Here is a 17768-nt window from a genome sequence, read left to right as displayed (position 1 = left end):
AAATATTCTTTAACATACCCATGGATAGCGGAATATTAATTGAATCATTCGCGGAGTTCGCAAGCTCCAAGAACATCGATCGTCCTACGATGATCAGTGTTTTGGAAGAGGTATTTCGTACTATGATTCGTAAGAAATATGGCACCGACGATAATTTTGATGTGATCATCAACCCGGAAAGCGGTGACCTTGAAATGTGGCGTACCCGCGAAATCGTGGACGACAACTCCGAGGATATCTGGGAATATAACAAAATACCTCTTGCAGAAGCCCGCAAGATCCAGAGTGACTTTGAAGTAGGTGAAGAAGTAGCCGAAGAGGTAAAACTGGTGGAATTCGGCCGTCGCCTCGTGCAAACTGCCCGCCAGACCCTGATCCAGAAGATCAAAGACATGGAGAAGGAGATCATGTATGAAAAATACAAGGATCAGGTGGGTGAAATGATCACCGGCGAGGTGTACCAAACTTTGAGACACGAGGTAATCATCGTGGATTCGGAAGGTAATGAGCTTTCGCTGCCACGTACCGAACAGATCTCCAAAGACCGTTTCCGCAAGGGAGAATCCGTGAAATCGGTGATCCATAAAGTGGAAATGAACAACGGATCGCCCAAGATCACATTGTCAAGAACATCGCCGGTATTTCTGGAAAGATTGTTCGAAGTGGAGATTCCCGAGATCTATGATGGAATCATTTCGGTACGGAAAGTTGTTCGTGAACCAGGGGAACGTGCCAAAGTTGCCGTTGAATCATACGACGACCGGATCGATCCGGTGGGCGCATGCGTAGGTATGAAAGGCTCACGTATCCATTCCATTGTTCGTGAATTGGGTAACGAAAACATCGACGTTATCAACTACACCGACAACCTCGAACTACTCATCAGCCGCGCATTGAGCCCTGCGAAAGTAAGCTCCATGCAAATTGACCGCGACGCCAAACGCGTATCGGTTTTCCTCAAACCAGACCAGGTATCACTGGCAATCGGTAAAGGCGGACAGAATATCAAGCTGGCCGGCAAACTGGTGGGAATGGAAATCGACGTATTCCGCGATATCGAAGAACAAAATGATGAAGACGTTGATTTGACCGAATTCTCGGATGAAATCGACGAATGGATCATCGACGAATTGCACAAAATCGGTCTGGATACTGCCAAGAGCGTACTGGCCCTGAGCAAGGAGGAACTTGTAAGAAGGACCGACCTGGAAGAAGCGACTGTCGAGGAAGTGCTCGATATTCTGCGGAAAGAATTTGAATAATATTAACCCGTGGGGCTGTGCAAAACAGCCCTGCAATCAATGCAAAACCTTATTCTACTAAATTGCTAATATGGCAGAAGATAAAATGATGCGCCTTAGCCAAGTGGCACGGATCCTGAACGTGGGTATTACTACGATCGTGGATCATCTGTCTGCCAAGGGGTATAAGGTGGAAACTAATCCGAATACCAAAATTAATGCCGATCAAATTGAGTTTCTTGCGAAGGACTTCAAATCGAATGAACTGAGAACTTCCCTGACACAAAAACCGGCTGCTCCTGCTGTGGAAGCGCCGATTGAGGTGAAGGAAGACAAAGTAAAAAGCGATGTTGAGGGAATTCTTTATTTCCGAAATACACCGAAAGCCGAAGAAAAGCCAGTTGTAGAAGAGAAACCTGCTGCAACCGAGCCACAGCCTGCTTTTGAAAATAAACTTCCTGGTATCAAGGTAGTTGGCAAGATCGACCTGGATGCAAAACGACCGGTAGTACAACAGCCTGCACCCGAAGAGCAACCAAAGCCGGAAGCTCCCAAAGAAGTAGTTGCGGAAACACCGAAACCTGCTCCTGCGCCGGTTGAGAAAGAAGAAATCAAGCCGGTTGCGGCCCAGCCTGAACCTGTGAAGGAAACTCCGGCAGAGGCTCCGGTAAAAGAAACTTCTGCTGCGCCAGCGGCACCAGTTGCGGCAACACCTGAAGCCGGAGCGCCGGTCGCCGGATCGCCGGCCGCAGAAGCGCCAGTTAAAGTAGAGCCACGCCCGGCCGCACCTGCGGAAGCCAAACCAGCACCTGCGCCGGTTGAGCCGAAGGAAGCAGCACCAGTTGCTGAAAAAGCTCCGCCAGCAGCCCCTGCTGCACCGGAACCGTCCAATACAAGCGAAGAACAGCCCGCAGGCGGATCAGAGCTGATTGAGGCGCGTGGTGAGCAACTCAGAGGATTAAGGGTGGTTGGGAAAATCGAACTGCCTTCCAACAAAAAGAAAGATCCGGTTGCTTCCAGCGACAATGCCGCTGATAAGAAACGCCGCAGAAAAAGAAAGAGAATCCGCGATGGTGCAGCAGCCCCTGGTGAAAACCGGCCTGCCGATGCGAATGCAGCTGCTCCGGGTAATACTACAAATGCCAACACCGGTGGCACCGATGCTAACCGCAACCGTCCTAACACGCCGGGCAACACCTCTCAGGGTGGTAACCAGCAAGGCGGCGGACAACGTCCGGCGCAAGGCGGCCAGGGCAACCGCGGCGGCGGCAACAGCAACAACAACCGCAGAGGCGGCCGCCGTGAGGAGGTTTCCGACAAGGAAGTTGCCAGCAATATCAAAGCTACAATGGCCCGTATGGGTGGTAGTAACGCCAAAGGTCCAGCCAGAGGAAAAGGCCGTCGCCGCGACCGCGGAGATCAGAACGATCCGAACGGCTTCGACGATGAAGAAACAAAGGTATTGCGCGTAACCGAGTTCGTTTCTGCAAACGACCTGGCGTCCCTGATGGACGTGACCGTACAGGAGGTAATCTCGGTGTGTATGAGCATGGGTATGTTCGTTTCGATCAACCAGCGCCTGGATGCGGAAGCAATTACTTTTATTGCCGACGAATTCGGATTTGAAGTAGCCTTTATATCTGCCGAAGAAGAAGTACAGAACGACGTTCAGGAAGAGATCGATGACGAAGCAAGCCTGAAAGAAAGAGCACCGATCGTAACGATCATGGGTCACGTTGACCACGGTAAAACATCGCTTCTTGACTACATCCGTCAGGAAAACGTAGCAAGCGGCGAGGCCGGAGGTATTACCCAGCACATTGGTGCATATAGTGTTAAAACAAAAACCGGCAAACAGGTAACGTTCCTTGATACACCGGGTCACGAAGCATTTACCGCGATGCGTGCCCGTGGAGCCAAGGTAACCGACGTGGTCATCATCGTGATCGCGGCCGACGACAGCGTCATGCCGCAAACGCGCGAAGCGATCAACCACGCACAGGTAGCCGGTGTACCTATCGTATTTGCATTCAGTAAAGTGGATAAACCAGGTGCTAACACCGAGAAGATCCGCGAAGAGCTGGCCAATATGAACCTTTTGGTGGAAGAATGGGGTGGTAAATACCAAACCCAGGAAATCTCCTCCAAATCAGGGTTGGGTATCGACGAGCTGCTTGAAAAAGTATTGCTCGAAGCAGAATTGCTCGAACTGAAAGCCAATCCGGACCGCCGTGCGGCAGGAACCGTTGTGGAAGCCTCGCTCGACAAGGGCCGCGGCTACGTGACGACGATCCTTGTTCAAACCGGTACTTTGAAAGTAGGAGACGTGGTACTGGCCGGTGCGCACTTCGGTAAAGTAAAAGCAATGACGGATTACCTCGGAAAAAGGCTCAAAACAGCGGGCCCATCCATGCCGGTACAGCTGCTCGGTCTTAACGGAGCTCCACAGGCAGGTGACCGCTTCAACGTATTCGAAAACGAACGTGACGCGCGTGACATTGCTACCAAACGCGAGCAGATCCAGCGCGAACAATCGATCCGGACGCGTAAGCACATTACACTGGAAGAAATCGGCCGTCGTAAGGCGATCGGTACATTCCGCGAGCTGAACCTAATCGTAAAAGGTGACGTGGATGGTTCGGTAGAAGCACTCTCGGATTCATTGCTGCAACTTTCGACATCCGAAGTTCAGGTAAATATCATTCACAAGGCAGTAGGTCAGATTTCCGAATCCGACGTCAACCTTGCGATTGCTTCCGATGCGATCATCGTCGGGTTCCAGGTTCGTCCGTCTTCGAATGCGAAGAAAATGGCCGAGCAGGATCAGATCGAAATCCGTCACTACTCGGTAATTTACCAGGCGATCGAAGAGATCAAAGACGCGATGACGGGTATGTTGGCTCCGACGATCGAAGAGATCATCACCGGAAACATCGAAATCCGCGAAGTATTCAAGATCAGCCGCATAGGTACGATTGCAGGTTGCTACGTTACGGATGGTTATGTGAAGCGTAACAACAAGATCCGCGTGATCCGCGACGGTATCGTACTTTACACAGGTGAAATCGACTCGCTGAAACGTTACAAAGACGACGTTCAGGAGGTAAGAAACGGTTACGAATGTGGTTTGAGTGTCAAAAACTACAACGACATCGAGATCGGCGATATCATCGAAAGTTTCGAGCTACGCGAAGTAAAACGGACGCTATAATCAGCTCCCGATATAATAAAAGCCTGCTTCACACAAAGAAGCAGGCTTTTTTAATGCGCTTTCGGATCCATATTAATTCTGGCCGATACCCAGTTTCCCTTTTACCTCCGTCAGAAGCTCGCAGCACGCTGCATAAAGCCCAGGATCTCCCATATTGATCTTCCACAAATAGCTGTCCACCTCGCGCGCGTACACCCTGGCAAAGCCCGGATCATGCTCGGCCAAAGAAAGCATATTATCGATAATATCGGCATACTTGACCGTCTGGGCAACCGGCCTCGATGTTACTATCCTGGCGCTTTCCAGCTCCTTTCGCTCCGCTCTGTTGAGCGACGGGTATCTCTCGGTGGTAAATTTATCGGTAAGGTCATCTACGCAAGCAAGGATTACCTCGTCTTCCTCGATATTATAGCCAATGCTCATCAGTTTGTAGGACAGATCCGCCAACGAGCATTCGGTGTCCTCGATCAGATCGTGGCAAAGCGCTATTTCAGTTTCATAACCATTTTGCACATATTGTTCCACGCGGTTGGCAACACTGAGCAAATGCGTGTAATACGGCGCGCCGGTGTATTTACGTTTCTGCCCGCCGTGCATTTCCTTCACATAATCAAACAGCGCCCACTGGCGCTCGGTCAATTCCAGCATAGTTTCTAATACAATCGAGAATTACAGCCTGTATTCAACTTTGTCTTTTTAAAGTAATAATAAAACTCTGGTTATTAAAATTATTACTTGCACCGTGCAACTGATTTGATCTGTATTTCGCTCTATGTAGCTACAATTCCTTCATCCGGCCGGATTTAGAATTACAGCTTCACCAATCTTTAATTGATCATGAGATATGTTTGCTTTTTCATTTTGTGTTTGGGGTTATGGCAATGTAAAAATCCGCATTCCCATGAACCTATCCCGGTACCGGAGAATGCCGGGAAAGCAGATACAATGGGAATCATAACCCCGCCCGTCATTATCACCGCATCAAATGCCATTAGTTATGATATTGCCGTAGACAAGGCAAACAATATCTACGTGACCGGTGCATTTTCTTCCACAACGACCTTCGACAGCATTAGCATAAACACGAAAGGTAACACCGATGTATTCATCGCGAAATACAAGCCGGCAGGGAAACTCGAATGGGTCCAGGCCATTGCAGGTTCCGGACACGACGAGGGGCACGGTATTGCAGTGGATGCGAATGGCAATGTATATGTGACCGGACATTACTATGAAACGGTTTCCACCGGCGATATCTCGGTTACCTCCGCGGGCAGCGCCGACGTGTTCATTGCTAAATATGACACCCATGGTCGGCCACAATGGATCCGCACTGCTGGAAGCGATGGCGGAGAGCGCAGCTATGACCTGGCCCTCGATAATGCGGCTAACGTATATCTGACCGGAGAGTTTCAGGGCACCGGTTTCTTTGGAGGCGTCCCAAAACAGTCTGCCGGAGAGTTTGATCTGTTTGTTGCCAAGTACAATACCGACGGTGAATTTTTGTGGGTACAATCAGCAGGGGGGAGCGAGCGCGAAACCGGATACGGGATCGCAACCGACCCGGGCGGCGATGTTTTTGTGACAGGCGCATTTTTCGGCACCACCGCCTTCGGCAATACCAGCACGAGCTCCGTGGGAAATGCCGATGCGTTTGTTGCCAAATATGATAAGGATGGCTCGTTTCAATGGATGCAATCATTGGGAAAGCCATACTCGGATTCAGGCAGGGGGATCGCCTTGGACCTGCTTGGTAATGTGTTCGTGACGGGCCAACACCAAGCCAATGCCAGCGGCTTCCTGGCAAAATATAGCCCCGATGGCAGCCCGTTATGGAATATGCCGCTTGATAGGTCCGCTCAGGGATCGGGTGTAGCCACTGACAAGTCGGGCAATGCGTACGTGATAAGCAATGTCTCGACGCTGTTAAAATATGGCGCGGATGGTTCACTGCAGCGCGCGGAATTTCCGCGTAGCGATGATACTGTTGTCGGTACTAGCGTAGCGGTCGGCAGTAATGACAAACCCCACCTGTCAGGGTATTATAAAGGGAATCTCACATTCGGCGGCAGCTCCAAAATCTCAGCCGGTTTCCTTGATATTTTTGTGATCGCATATCAATTATAAGCGGCAGCTAAAAGTCGTCAGGGATAATACGACAAAGGCTTGCATATCATGTTGATATACAAGCCTTTTTTTGTAGGACGTAGCGGGTTCGAACCGCTGACCTCCGCCCTGTCAAGGCGGCGCTCTGAACCAGCTGAGCTAACATCCTGCGCTTTCGTGCCGCGATATTAGCTCAATTTTTATTACGATCCAATTCGAAGCTGTAAACTTTCCTGGAAGGAATACGGTACAGCAGCAGCAATCCGATTACAAAAATAATCAGCAGCGCCAGTATGCTGTTGCGCATGCTGCCGGTAATGTGCTCAACAGTACCATATATAAATGTACCGATCACAATCGCGAGCTTTTCGGTCACATCATAGAAGCTGAAATAGGATGCAGTGTCGGTAATGTTCTCCGGGATCAGTTTGGAATAAGTGGAGCGGGAAAGTGATTGAATGCCACCCATCACCATCCCTACCGTGCAGGCGATCACGTAAAACTCCATGGCTTCGGTGGTGTAATAGGCCCCCGTGCAAATACCAATCCAGATAGCAACACCGATCATCAAAGCATAGATATTGCCAATCTTGCCCGAGAGCCACGCAAATGTGTACGAGCCGGCAATCCCGACCAGCTGTATCAGCAGCACGGTGATGATCAGACTTTGGGAAGGTAATTTCAGCTCGTTTGCACCGAAAATCGTCGCCACGTACATGACCGTGCGCAGGCCCATGGTATAAATAAAAAACGCGCTCAGAAACTTGGCCAGGTATGGCTGCTCGCGCAGGCGTCCGTAAACCTTTTTAAGTTCTTTAAACCCGTGAAATATCCAGTTTCCGCTCTTTTCTTTATCGGCATTGCCGGATGGCAAATAATAAAAAGGAATTTGGGCAAACAATATCCACCACAATCCGACGGTAAAAAACGAAATGCGGGCAGGAAGCGATTTTTGGGTGATGCCATAGAACTGCGGCGCAAGGATCATGCTCAAATTGAACAGTAAAAGCAGCACGCTGCCCAGGTAACCCAGCGAAAAACCACGCGCGCTGTATTGATCGAAACGGTCTTCGGTCGCGATTTCCGGCAAGTAAGAGTCGTAGAAAACAATGCTGCCGCTCCATCCGATCAGGCTCAAACCAAAGAGGAACACCCCGGAAAGCATGGTTTCCTTCGTAAAAAAGTACAGCAGCATACAGCTCAATGCGCCGGTGTAGCAGAAGAACTGCATAAAACGTTTTTTCTTGCCGGTAAAATCAGCGATGGCCGTGCAAATCGGGATCAACAGGGCCGTGATCAGGAACGAAACCGAGACTGTGTAGGAGAAAAGCACAGAGCTTTTGATCTGAGCGCCGAAAAAATTAACCTCGGGCGTACCCGAAGCACTTAATGCGGTCGCGCTGAAATAGACGGGAAAAATGCTGGAAACGATCACCAATGCGTGCACCGAATTGGCCCAATCGTACATGCACCACGCGTTGATGATGGAGGGTACGTTCTTTTTCATTCAAAAAAATTTGTACAAAATAAGAAAAGCGGCAGATTTTATCCGCCGCTTTTCACTATAAATTGTATACCGCACCACCAGTTATTTGATAACAGGCTGGAAGACCATGATCGCCTCCTGCTCTACCCCGTTAACCGGCATTTTGCTTTTCAATCTCATTTTACTGTTGGTCAGCTCCTCCAATCCGAACTGACCAGAGAATCCGACGATCTTGATATCCAGCGCCTTTTCTTCGTTGATCAGATACCAGGTGCCGCCATTGAGTACCTGGCTCGACGTCTGGTCCAAAGCTCTCACCGTCGCGTTTTGTTGGAACTGAATGTCCATTTCCAGAATGAACTTTGTGTCGCCGCTTAATTGATTTTTAGGAATGTCTTTTCCTGACAAATCCGTCACGGCAGACATTCTCCACGGATAATTGACCAGTATTTTACTCTTTGCTGTCGGCTCAGGCGTTTGGTCCTTATCTTTGTCCTTGCAGCTAATCACCAAAAGCGAGAAAAACAGGACTGGAACAAAAAGAAGTAGTCGTTTCATGTTGATTGTATTTTACGTTTCAAGGCAATTTCTTTTTTACTGAACTATTCAGCGTCACAGGCTGCGCGTCGCGGACTTCGCGTCGCGGACTTCGCGTCCCGGAAAAATGAAATTGGCGACATTGCAAAAGTAACGAATTTGTCTGGTCAAATCTTATGACATACTATACAAACATCTATTCAAAGGCATTTTTCAGCGTATTTCTGACTGCGATGCTGTTCATATCCAAAGCGCATAGCCAGAATTGCCAGCCCGGTTATGTGCTAAACCCTGTCACAACCAACAATCGCATCGAATGGAGCAAATTCCCCGAATTTTCGCTTCCATTCAAAATCATTTATAGCGGGCCGCGCTTCGGAGACACACAGTCGCAGCCATTAAAACATGGTTTCAGCCATATTTCTGCGTTCAGCGGGTCCGAACCCGGGTCGCTGGCGCAGGACCAGCGCGCTATGCTCTGGTACGGAGTGGCCACATCCAGCGGCAACCAGCCGTGGGCCGATAATGCATTGAAAAGCCCGTGGGGTAATGATACGGCCGCATACCGGAGCTATTGGGATAATTACGCGAGCACCGTCACCAGCACCGATGTTGTGTGCCTTGACATCGAGCGCATGCAGCGCGAGGACCGCGATATTCTCGCGCTGAAAACCAACACCCAGATACCCCAGAATTACCGCAACCTGTCCGACGCGGATTTTCTGGCCACCTACAAGCGTGATATGCGCTGGTGGTACACCGAGGCCGCCAACCGCCTGCGCGCGAAGGGTGTTAAAGCGTCGCTGACCAGTTACAGCGATGTGCCTATCCGAAATACCTGGCTGAATATCACTGCCAACAGCTGGCAGGACTGGACTACCAACCTCTCGCGCACGCATTACCTGATGCAGGACAATACGGGCAAGATCGGTGGCAGTTTTTACAATGCCATGGATTTCCTCTCGCCTTCGCCCTATTATTATTATGGTTACGATCACCCGATCGGCAAGGACTACCTCTCCTACCTGCTATTCAGCATTGAAGCCAACGCGGCGTGGAGCACCAAGCCGATCATCCCGTTCGTTTGGCTGCGTGTGCACGACAGCTATGACCCGAACATCCCACTGATCACCGATTTCATGGCAGAAGCTACTGCTATTTTCCCGTTCTTTTCCGGCGCAAAAGGCCTCTGGCTTTGGGAAAACCCGTTTTTATCTGCTGACAGGCAGGAAAATTATGCGCCCTATGAGCATTTCATTTACGGGCTGTACCGGCTCTCGCAATTCAAGGATATGCTTGAAGGAAATTATCAGCTGGTGATCCCAATGTCCGCGCGGGACAATATGGAACAGCAAAATCCGGTTTGGCGGGGCATTGTAAAAGGCCAGAATATTTTGATCGCCGCCCAAAATCCCTATGCGGCCGACAATGCTACGACTTCGATCACAGTTTCCTATCAAAACTGGGCGCGCAACATTACCCTGAAAGGCAAGGAAGTTTTCCTCTGCAAATTCGATCTGAACGACTCGGTTAACGGTGTTGAACCCTCGCTGGACATGGTGAATGTATATCCAAACCCGGCAGCACAAGAGCTCAACGTCTCGCTCGCGGGTATCAATGGTGTGACCGAAGTCGAATTTGCATTGACCAATACCAAAGGACAGACATTCCTGCACCAAAAACTGAAAGCATTCGCCGGTGAAACCAAGAAGACGATCCCACTCCCCAAACTATCGTCTGGCATGTATTTTGCCCGTTTCACTACCAATAACCGAACTGTCATTAAAAAGGTAGTGATCCTGCAATAGTCACTGCCTGCACTCATATGAACCGACTCAGCCAAGAAACCAGCCCATATTTACTTCAACATGCCCACAACCCGGTAGATTGGTATCCCTGGGGCGAAGAAGCATTATCCAAAGCTAAAAGTGAAAACAAGCCCATTCTGGTCAGCATCGGCTATTCGGCGTGTCACTGGTGCCATGTTATGGAGCGGGAATGCTTTGAAAAAGAGCCTATCGCTCAGGTAATGAACCAGTATTTCGTGTGCATCAAAGTCGACCGCGAAGAGCGCCCCGACGTGGATGCGGTGTATATGGATGCCGTGCAGGCGATGGGCGTGCGGGGGGGCTGGCCGCTGAATGTGTTTTTGCTGCCCGATACCAAGCCATTTTACGGGGTTACCTACCTGCCGCCGCAAAACTGGGTACAGCTTTTGAAAAGCATTAATCAGGCATTCACCAATCATTACCTCGAGCTGGCAAGCTCCGCGGAAGGCTTTGTCGCAAACATGGTGGCTTCCGAAAGCCAAAAATACGGCCTGGTGAATGCTACCGTTCAGTTCAACACGAGCGATGCGGACGCGATGTTCGAGCAGATCCAGCGTCATTTCGATACAGAGAAAGGCGGTATGGATCGTGCGCCGAAATTCATGATGCCCTCGATCTATAAATTTTTGCTGCGCTATTTCGATATCAGCCAAAACCCCCAGGCCCTTGCGCAGGTAGAACTTTCCCTGAACCGCATTGCCCTGGGCGGAATTTACGATCACGTCGGCGGCGGTTGGGCGCGCTATTCGGTGGACGAGGATTGGTTTATACCGCATTTCGAGAAAATGCTCTACGATAACGGGCAGCTGCTGAGCATTTATGCAGAAGCTTATTCACTGACCCAGAACCCGCTTTACGCAAACCGTATCAAGCAGACCATCCAATGGCTTTCCCATGAAATGCGCAGCCCGGACGGCGGCTTCTTCTCTGCACTGGACGCCGATAGTGAAGGCGTCGAAGGCAAATTCTATATCTGGACCGAACAGGAACTTAAAGCAGCATTAGGTGAGGATTTCAGTTGGTTTTCAAAACTGTATAAAGTATCCCGGCAGGGAAACTGGGAGCACGGTTATAATCACCTGCATTTGACCGAGCCCGTAGAATATGCTGCAAAAACTGCTGGCATTCAGGCCGACGATTTTTCTGCATTGTATGAAAATGCATTAGCCAAACTGGCCGAAAAGCGCCGGTCGAAAATCAGGCCGGGGCTTGACGACAAAATACTGGCTTCCTGGAACGGGCTACTGATCAAAGGCCTAACGGACTCCTACCGCGCATTGGGAGATGAAAAAATTCGCGATCTGGCCGTTGCAACCGGGCATTTTATCGCCTCGAAAATGACGACAGAAAACCGTTTGAAACACAGCTATAAGAATGGGGTAGCTACCGTGACCGGATTTCTGGAAGATTATGCCGCGGTGATCGAGGGATATCTGGGGCTTTACCAGGTCACATTCCAGGAAGAATGGCTGCAAAAAGCACAAGTGCTGGCCGACTACACATTAAGCAATTTCTACGACCAGTCCGAAGGGTTCTTTCATTTCACAGACGCCTACGGCGAAACGCTCATCGCGCGCAAAAAAGAGCTCTTCGACAATGTGATCCCGGCCTCCAACTCAATGATGGCCCATAATCTTTACACATTAGGTAAAATGCTGGATCGCGACGACTACCTGGAAATCGCTGATCATATGCTTTCCAAAATGACCAAGTTGCTGCTCGCTGATGTGCAATGGGTTACCAACTGGGCCGCCTTGTACTGCCAGCGAGCCGTACCTACCGCCGAAATCGCGATCATAGGCGGCGATGCCGATGCCATGCGCAAGGATTTCGACCGGTTCTTTATCCCCAACAAAATCGTGATGGGAACAAGCACTTCCTCCACATTGCCGCTGCTGGAAAACAGGACCGAAATAAATGCCAAAACGGCTATTTACGTGTGTTTCGATAAGACCTGCCAGCTGCCGGTAACCAAGGTAGAAGAAGCGCTCGAACAGCTTGCAGGCCTTTAAAGCAGCGGGAAGTATCGGTCGCGGATCACATTCATGTGATGCACCGGATGCCCAAGGATCACAAAACCCAAAGCCAGGGCCGTAATTTCTGTCTGATTGGCATTGCCCACGCGCGTGAGCATGGCTCTGTCCATGTTTCTAAACAGGGTGATCGTGCTTTGACGCAGCTCTTTCCATTCCTCAATCAAATCGGCTACAGTGCGGTGAGCAGCTACTGTATTCGCAGCGAGAATGGCTTCGTCGTAGCCCGGAAGCTGGGTTTTGTCATTTCTCGAAAAACGTAGCGCGCGGTAGGACATGATCCTTTCGTTGTCGATCACGTGCTGCAAAATGTCCTTGATGGTCCATTTGCCTTCCGCATAAACGCGGTCTTCAAGCGCAGTCAGCTTTTCGGCTTCGGCAAAAACATGCTCCGGCGTGAGTTTTGAGAAACCATCGAAAAGGTCGATATCCTCAACAAGGTTAATGTATCTGTCAAAAAACGGGGGCATTGGCAGGATCTCTGATCTTTTCATGGTGTTATGGATAGTTTAATGAATTCTACGGTAGGGATAATCGATCCTGCGCTGCCTGGACTGTACTTCACCCTCGATATGGGCGTAGAGTGAATCGTTTGACCGGAAATCGTAGACAATCCGCTTGGGAAAATCGTGTTGCAGGTTCTCGAACACAAAGCGGTCGCCTTCAATGGTTTTTAGTTTAAATAAAACCTCTTTGTCATCATTTTGCCCCGCGGCTACCGGCGCATATACAATCTGGCTTCCCTGAATGTAAAGCCGGACCTTTTCAAGCGGCGTAGTATCACCAGCCGTAGCACCGGCGCCCGCCAGCGTATAGCTCATCCCGGCAAATTCGGTTTCGCTCTTCCGGGTCCAGGTTTCATAAATATCGCCCCTCGAACGTTTATTGAGCCAGGTTCCCACAATGGGTTTCAGTTTTTCAAAATCCTTTTGGGTGAATGTGGTTTCCGGCACAAATGCACACCACGCCAGAAACAGCAGTATTACCGCGCTCTTACAAAGCTCAGATAAAGACCGATAGGTTCGCATCGCTTTCAGGAGATGATGATGGTGGCATCAAGATAGCAAATTTTGACGGTCGTTGATCCGGGTCTTTCATTCATACATCTGAAATCCAAATAAATAACTTATTCATCCTATCACAAATAACCAGCGGTTACTACATTCAACAGTAAATGAGCCTGTTAATGATTTCCAAAGGCCCTTGTTTATATGTAGCTAAAATGATTACATTTGGTTATAAATCCTCTTTAAGAATTGAGAAGACTGGCGTCGATAGGGTTACTGGTACTGCTGCTCTACAACATGTTTGGGGTAAGCTTTGCTGTTCTTTTTTTTGAAAAAGACTATCAGACAGCTACTTCCGGCGAAGCGGCCCAGTCGCTGGTTCGTAAAATGTACCTTCCCTCGCTACCCTATTCCGGCGATCTTGACATCCCCGGCAACATCGAGGGCCTGATTAGGCAGGACGGGCAGTTTTACAATCCGACCCACGTTCTGCACCAGAACGACACGCTTTATGTGACACTGCAATCCAACGAAGCCGCCCGCGACCACTTTTTTGAACTAGCCAATGCAATCCAGGTCTTGAATGATCCTCAGGCGGATGTTCCGCAGAGTCCGCATGGCAAAGCTATCAAGCTGTTAAGCAATCTTGTAAAAATCTACATTCCCAATACGCAGCAGTTTCCCGGCCATCCCCAAGCCGTTGCGCTGGAAATTCGTTTGTCGGCTAACACTCATTATGTGGCGGCGCACTACCCCTCACACCACACCTTACTGGCATCTCCCCCACCCGAATATTGCTAGCATTTCTTTTTGAATCATAACACATTACCGCCAGAAATCCAGAGCGGCGAGTGGTATGCTACATTATTTGCACCCATCCAGGTGTGCGCCACATATTAATTTCTGATCTATGATAAGTTCTTTACATCAAAAAGGGCTGCGTCTGCTCGGCATATTGCTGACGATCGCCGGCCCGATATCCTCCGCCTACGCACAGATGCCCAACGACGCGATTTATATGGGTAAAAAAACGGCCTGTCTGGCAGTATCCTACACGCACAGCTCGTGGGACCAGTATTGGGAAAATAGCTTGAAACGGGAAAACCTCAATATCGGCACCCATACGACACAAAGTGTTATGCCTATGCTGGCAGTCGGTATCACTAAAAATCTCAACGCCATTGCCGCGTTGCCTTATGTGTGGACGCAGACCAGCGCGGGCAACCTCAAATGGCAGAAAGGTTTTCAGGATGCTTCCCTGTGGTTGAAATACCGCTTCCTGAATAAATCGGGATTCTCGCTGCACGCCATCGGGGGCGCATCGATTCCGACAACCAATTACATCCCTGACTTTCTGCCGATGTCCATCGGCTTGCAATGCAAAACCGCCACTGCGCGGTTGCTGGCTAGTTACCGGCATCAAAGCGGCATTTACCTGACCGCTTCGGGCTCCTATATTTTCAGAAGCAAAATCACCATCGACCGTGATTCTTACCAGGCCGATGGCAAGCTCTATAACACCAACAAGGTTTCTGTACCCAATGCATACGATGCTTCGGCAAGACTGGGTTACCTCAAAAAGGCCATCCAGGCCGAAGGCTTCATCGAATACGGGGCTTGCGACGGCGGTGACAACATCCGTCGTAACGACATGCCCTTCCCGACCAACAATATGAGATCGACCGTGGTGGGGGTATATGCCAAATTCCAGCCTAAAAATATCGGTGTGAATGCGCGCGCATCACACGTGATCTCCGGGCAGAACATGGGCCAGAGCACTGCATTTTCCGTAGGCGTACTTTACCAGTTCCGTTACGCCAAAGAAGCTAAAAACTAATATTCCAGACAGAAAACAATGAAAATTAATCATATCTCCTTTCGGCATTCCATTACGCGCCTGGCCATACCGGCAATCGCGGTAATGATGCTATGGTCCTGTTCGAAAACCGTCGATGAACCAACAGCAGGTATCAACACACCTTCCAGCCTGGACGAAAAAGCCGGCACCTGGAAGCCTTACGTACTGGCCTCATCAGACGCGATCGCAGTCGCTGAACCCAAAGAAGCAACCTCTGCTGACTACAAAGCTGAGCTTCAAAAACTGAAAACAGCAACCGAGGCGGTTACTCCGCAGCAACGCGAGCAAATCAACTACTGGGGGGCGGGTGCGGTCTACCGTTGGAATGAAATAGCGCGCGAGCTGGCTGCTCGCTACAACAGTCCTCCGGCTTCCAATGCCGAGGGCAAATACCCCGTGCCCGACGCGAGCAAACCTTTGGATGACCCAAAATTCCCCTTCGCCAACCCGCCTTACACGGCGCGCGCGCTTGCATACCTGAGCGTCGCGCAATATGATGCGCTGGTATCGGCCTGGAACTACAAATTCAAATACAACCGCAAAGCCCCTTCGAAAAACGACACTTCGATCAAAACGCTGCTGCCGGTGAGCGATCTTCCATCGTACCCTTCGGAAGATGCTGTGGTTGCAGAAGCTTCCTGCGTTGTTCTGAAAGCGATGTTCCCCGGGGAAGTACCGTTCCTGGAAGCTAAACTCGCTGAGCATAAACAAAGCAGACTATCGGCGGGAATGAACGTTGAAAGCGATATCCTGGCCGGCTCCGAACTGGGCAAAGCCGTGGGTGCAAAAATCATGGCACGTGCCAAAACCGACAAAATGAGCGGCGCAAACAACCAGGCGCAAACAGCCTCTATGATTGCAAATGCACGTAAAATTGGTGTTACCGAACCTTGGGTAAGCCAGGAATTTCCGCCGCGCCCACCTATGCTTCCAACTTATGGTTTGGTAAAACCCTGGAATTTCGATTCGGCAACCGTAGTGACGCTCCGCCCCGAAGCACCGCCAATTATCGGCAGCCCGGCATACCAAAAAGACCTGGACGAGCTGCTCAATATCGCAAAAAACCAGACCCGCGAGCAGGCACGCATCGCCAGTTTCTGGTCCGACGGCGTAGGAAGCTACACTCCTCCGGGCCACTGGCACAGAAAAGGTGCCGAATTGTGCCACCAGAACCAGTACAGCGAAGTGCGCACCGCACGCACACTCGCCCTGCTCGGCACCACCATGCAAGACGCAGGTATTTGCTGCTGGGACGTAAAGTACTGGTACTACTACCCACGGCCAAACCAAATGAGCAGCAAGATCAAAACGTCCGTCGGGTTGCCTAACTTCCCCTCCTACACGTCTGGTCACTCCACATTCTCGGGAGCTGCTGCCGAGGTATTGGCCCACATTTTTCCTGATAAAAAGAAGGAAGTCGACGATATGGCCTCCGAAGCATCGGTATCGCGCATTTACGGCATGATCCACTACCGCTTCGACTGCGAAGTCGGCCTGTCATCCGGCCACAAGATCGGTAGCTATGCCGTTCAGCGTGCTAAAACGGATGGTGCGGAGTAGCACTTAGTCTTGTTCTACGACAAAAAATCCCTATCCACTATGGTAGGGATTTTTTGTTGAATGCGTTATTCAAATCGGCTGGTCGCCCGTCAAACGCTTGCCTTGCAGCAGCATGTCGATCATTTTGGCGATGCGGGCTACTTTAGTTTCGTCCTTTTTGGCGGAATAGATCCAGTCGCGGTACTCTTTTTGGGCGCCTTCGCCGAGTTTCATGAAGTTGGCATAGGCTTTGGGCTCATCTTTAAGGCAATCGATCAGTTCTTCCGGAATAGCCAATGCGGAATTGTCGGCATACAGCTCGATGCTCACCCAGTCCCCTTCCTTCTTGCCAATCTTCTTGCGGATTTCTGCTTTCACAGGAAGAAACAATTGTCCGGTGCCCATGGGCATCAGATTGTAGCCCATTAGTTCATAATCATCAATGCGTCCCTTGACCTTCACCATCCCGAATTTCCGTTTGATACTTTGCGGGATTTCGGGCAGGATCACATAAGTCCAGCCGCCTTTTCCAGGAAACTTTTCCAGCTGGTACTTTTGGTTAATCAACAATTGCTCCATTACTTTTTCTTTTTGGAGGACTTGGCCAGCTTATTAAAGCTAAGGCATTTAGCCACCCAAGATTCGAAAGCTCCCCGGGCAGCATATCCTTCCGGGCTTACAAATACATACCCCTTCATCGACCGTCCATTGTGGACCATAGGCTCCACGCCGTTTATTTCCAGCGCAGCTTCGTACTCATCGGGGCCAATGCGGCATAGGAGCACATCGTTACGGACACAGATGCACATCTTGTCCTCGACCATAAAAGCCAACCCCTGGAAGAGGATTTTCTCCTCCACCAGGGGTTGCTTAGCCAATGCCTCACGAATGCGGTTGGCTACTCGCTCATCATAGGCCATA

At 50.2% G+C, this 17768-nt stretch carries 15 protein-coding genes and 1 tRNA gene; 8 read left to right on the top strand and 8 right to left on the bottom strand.

Annotated elements, in window-relative coordinates; translation table 11 throughout:
• The first annotated feature begins 20 nt into the window (after nt 1–20).
• Nucleotides 21–1262, top strand: a complete 1242-nt coding sequence (gene nusA, locus J2Y43_RS31650) for a transcription termination factor NusA (RefSeq protein WP_090385457.1) — start codon at nt 21–23, stop codon at nt 1260–1262.
• Nucleotides 1263–1332: 70 nt separating this feature from the next.
• Complete coding sequence (gene infB / locus J2Y43_RS31645) at nt 1333–4452, top strand: translation initiation factor IF-2 (RefSeq protein WP_309992271.1); 3120 nt, start codon at nt 1333–1335, stop codon at nt 4450–4452.
• Between the two features lie 72 nt (nt 4453–4524).
• Here the strand turns inward: infB and J2Y43_RS31640 are convergent, their stop codons facing one another.
• Nucleotides 4525–5100, bottom strand: coding sequence for a metal-dependent phosphohydrolase (locus J2Y43_RS31640; RefSeq protein WP_309992268.1), 576 nt, complete (start codon nt 5098–5100; stop codon nt 4525–4527).
• 297 nt (nt 5101–5397) lie between these two features.
• On the opposite strand from J2Y43_RS31640, the gene J2Y43_RS31635 reads away from it, so the two are divergent.
• The gene (locus tag J2Y43_RS31635) at nt 5398–6579 is read left to right on the top strand and encodes an SBBP repeat-containing protein (RefSeq protein WP_309992266.1); all 1182 of its coding nucleotides are present in this window, start codon (nt 5398–5400) and stop codon (nt 6577–6579) included.
• A 73-nt stretch (nt 6580–6652) separates the two neighbouring features.
• On the opposite strand, the gene J2Y43_RS31630 is transcribed toward J2Y43_RS31635, so the two are convergent.
• The 3 genes from J2Y43_RS31630 to J2Y43_RS31620 form a co-directional block, all read right to left on the bottom strand.
• Nucleotides 6653–6727, bottom strand: a tRNA-Val gene (locus tag J2Y43_RS31630).
• Nucleotides 6728–6751: 24 nt separating this feature from the next.
• Nucleotides 6752–8065 (bottom strand): MFS transporter, encoded by a 1314-nt coding sequence (locus tag J2Y43_RS31625; RefSeq protein WP_223400484.1) that lies wholly within the window; start codon nt 8063–8065, stop codon nt 6752–6754.
• Between the two features lie 81 nt (nt 8066–8146).
• Nucleotides 8147–8602 (bottom strand): hypothetical protein, encoded by a 456-nt coding sequence (locus J2Y43_RS31620; RefSeq protein ID WP_309992263.1) that lies wholly within the window; start codon nt 8600–8602, stop codon nt 8147–8149.
• Nucleotides 8603–8757: 155 nt separating this feature from the next.
• Here J2Y43_RS31620 and J2Y43_RS31615 point away from each other — a divergent pair, with 155 nt between their 5' ends.
• Nucleotides 8758–10389, top strand: coding sequence for a T9SS type A sorting domain-containing protein (locus J2Y43_RS31615; protein ID WP_309992260.1), 1632 nt, complete (start codon nt 8758–8760; stop codon nt 10387–10389).
• 17 nt (nt 10390–10406) lie between these two features.
• Nucleotides 10407–12422 (top strand): thioredoxin domain-containing protein, encoded by a 2016-nt coding sequence (locus J2Y43_RS31610; RefSeq protein ID WP_309992257.1) that lies wholly within the window; start codon nt 10407–10409, stop codon nt 12420–12422.
• Here the strand turns inward: J2Y43_RS31610 and J2Y43_RS31605 are convergent.
• Together J2Y43_RS31605 and J2Y43_RS31600 are read right to left on the bottom strand one after the other, a co-directional pair.
• Nucleotides 12419–12937: a DinB family protein gene (locus tag J2Y43_RS31605; RefSeq protein WP_309992255.1), complete on the bottom strand. Its 519-nt coding sequence runs from the start codon at nt 12935–12937 to the stop codon at nt 12419–12421. The genes J2Y43_RS31610 and J2Y43_RS31605 overlap by 4 nt on opposite strands.
• Before the next feature lie 15 nt (nt 12938–12952).
• Entirely contained in the window at nt 12953–13471 is a 519-nt protein-coding gene (locus J2Y43_RS31600) for a DUF6265 family protein (protein ID WP_309992253.1), read from the bottom strand.
• 228 nt (nt 13472–13699) lie between these two features.
• On the opposite strand from J2Y43_RS31600, the gene J2Y43_RS31595 reads away from it, so the two are divergent.
• The 3 genes from J2Y43_RS31595 (at nt 13700) to J2Y43_RS31585 (ending at nt 16868) form a co-directional block, all read left to right on the top strand.
• Nucleotides 13700–14251, top strand: coding sequence for a hypothetical protein (locus tag J2Y43_RS31595; protein WP_309992249.1), 552 nt, complete (start codon nt 13700–13702; stop codon nt 14249–14251).
• 109 nt (nt 14252–14360) lie between these two features.
• Nucleotides 14361–15287, top strand: a complete 927-nt coding sequence (locus tag J2Y43_RS31590; protein WP_309992246.1) for a hypothetical protein — start codon at nt 14361–14363, stop codon at nt 15285–15287.
• Between the two features lie 18 nt (nt 15288–15305).
• Nucleotides 15306–16868: a phosphatase PAP2 family protein gene (locus J2Y43_RS31585; RefSeq protein WP_309992243.1), complete on the top strand. Its 1563-nt coding sequence runs from the start codon at nt 15306–15308 to the stop codon at nt 16866–16868.
• 69 nt (nt 16869–16937) lie between these two features.
• Here the strand turns inward: J2Y43_RS31585 and J2Y43_RS31580 are convergent, their stop codons facing one another.
• A complete protein-coding gene (locus J2Y43_RS31580) occupies nt 16938–17426 on the bottom strand; it encodes a YdeI/OmpD-associated family protein (protein WP_309992240.1) in 489 nt (162 codons plus the stop codon).
• Nucleotides 17426–17767 (bottom strand): TfoX/Sxy family protein, encoded by a 342-nt coding sequence (locus tag J2Y43_RS31575; protein WP_309992237.1) that lies wholly within the window; start codon nt 17765–17767, stop codon nt 17426–17428. Before J2Y43_RS31575 ends, J2Y43_RS31580 begins: the two co-directional genes overlap by 1 nt.
• Between the last annotated feature and the right edge of the window lies 1 nt (nt 17768).

This window comes from Dyadobacter sp. BE31, from assembly GCF_031457695.1.
GTDB lineage: Bacteria > Bacteroidota > Bacteroidia > Cytophagales > Spirosomataceae > Dyadobacter.
Note: the sequence above shows the minus strand (reverse complement) of the source record. Positions and strands in the feature narration are given on the sequence as shown.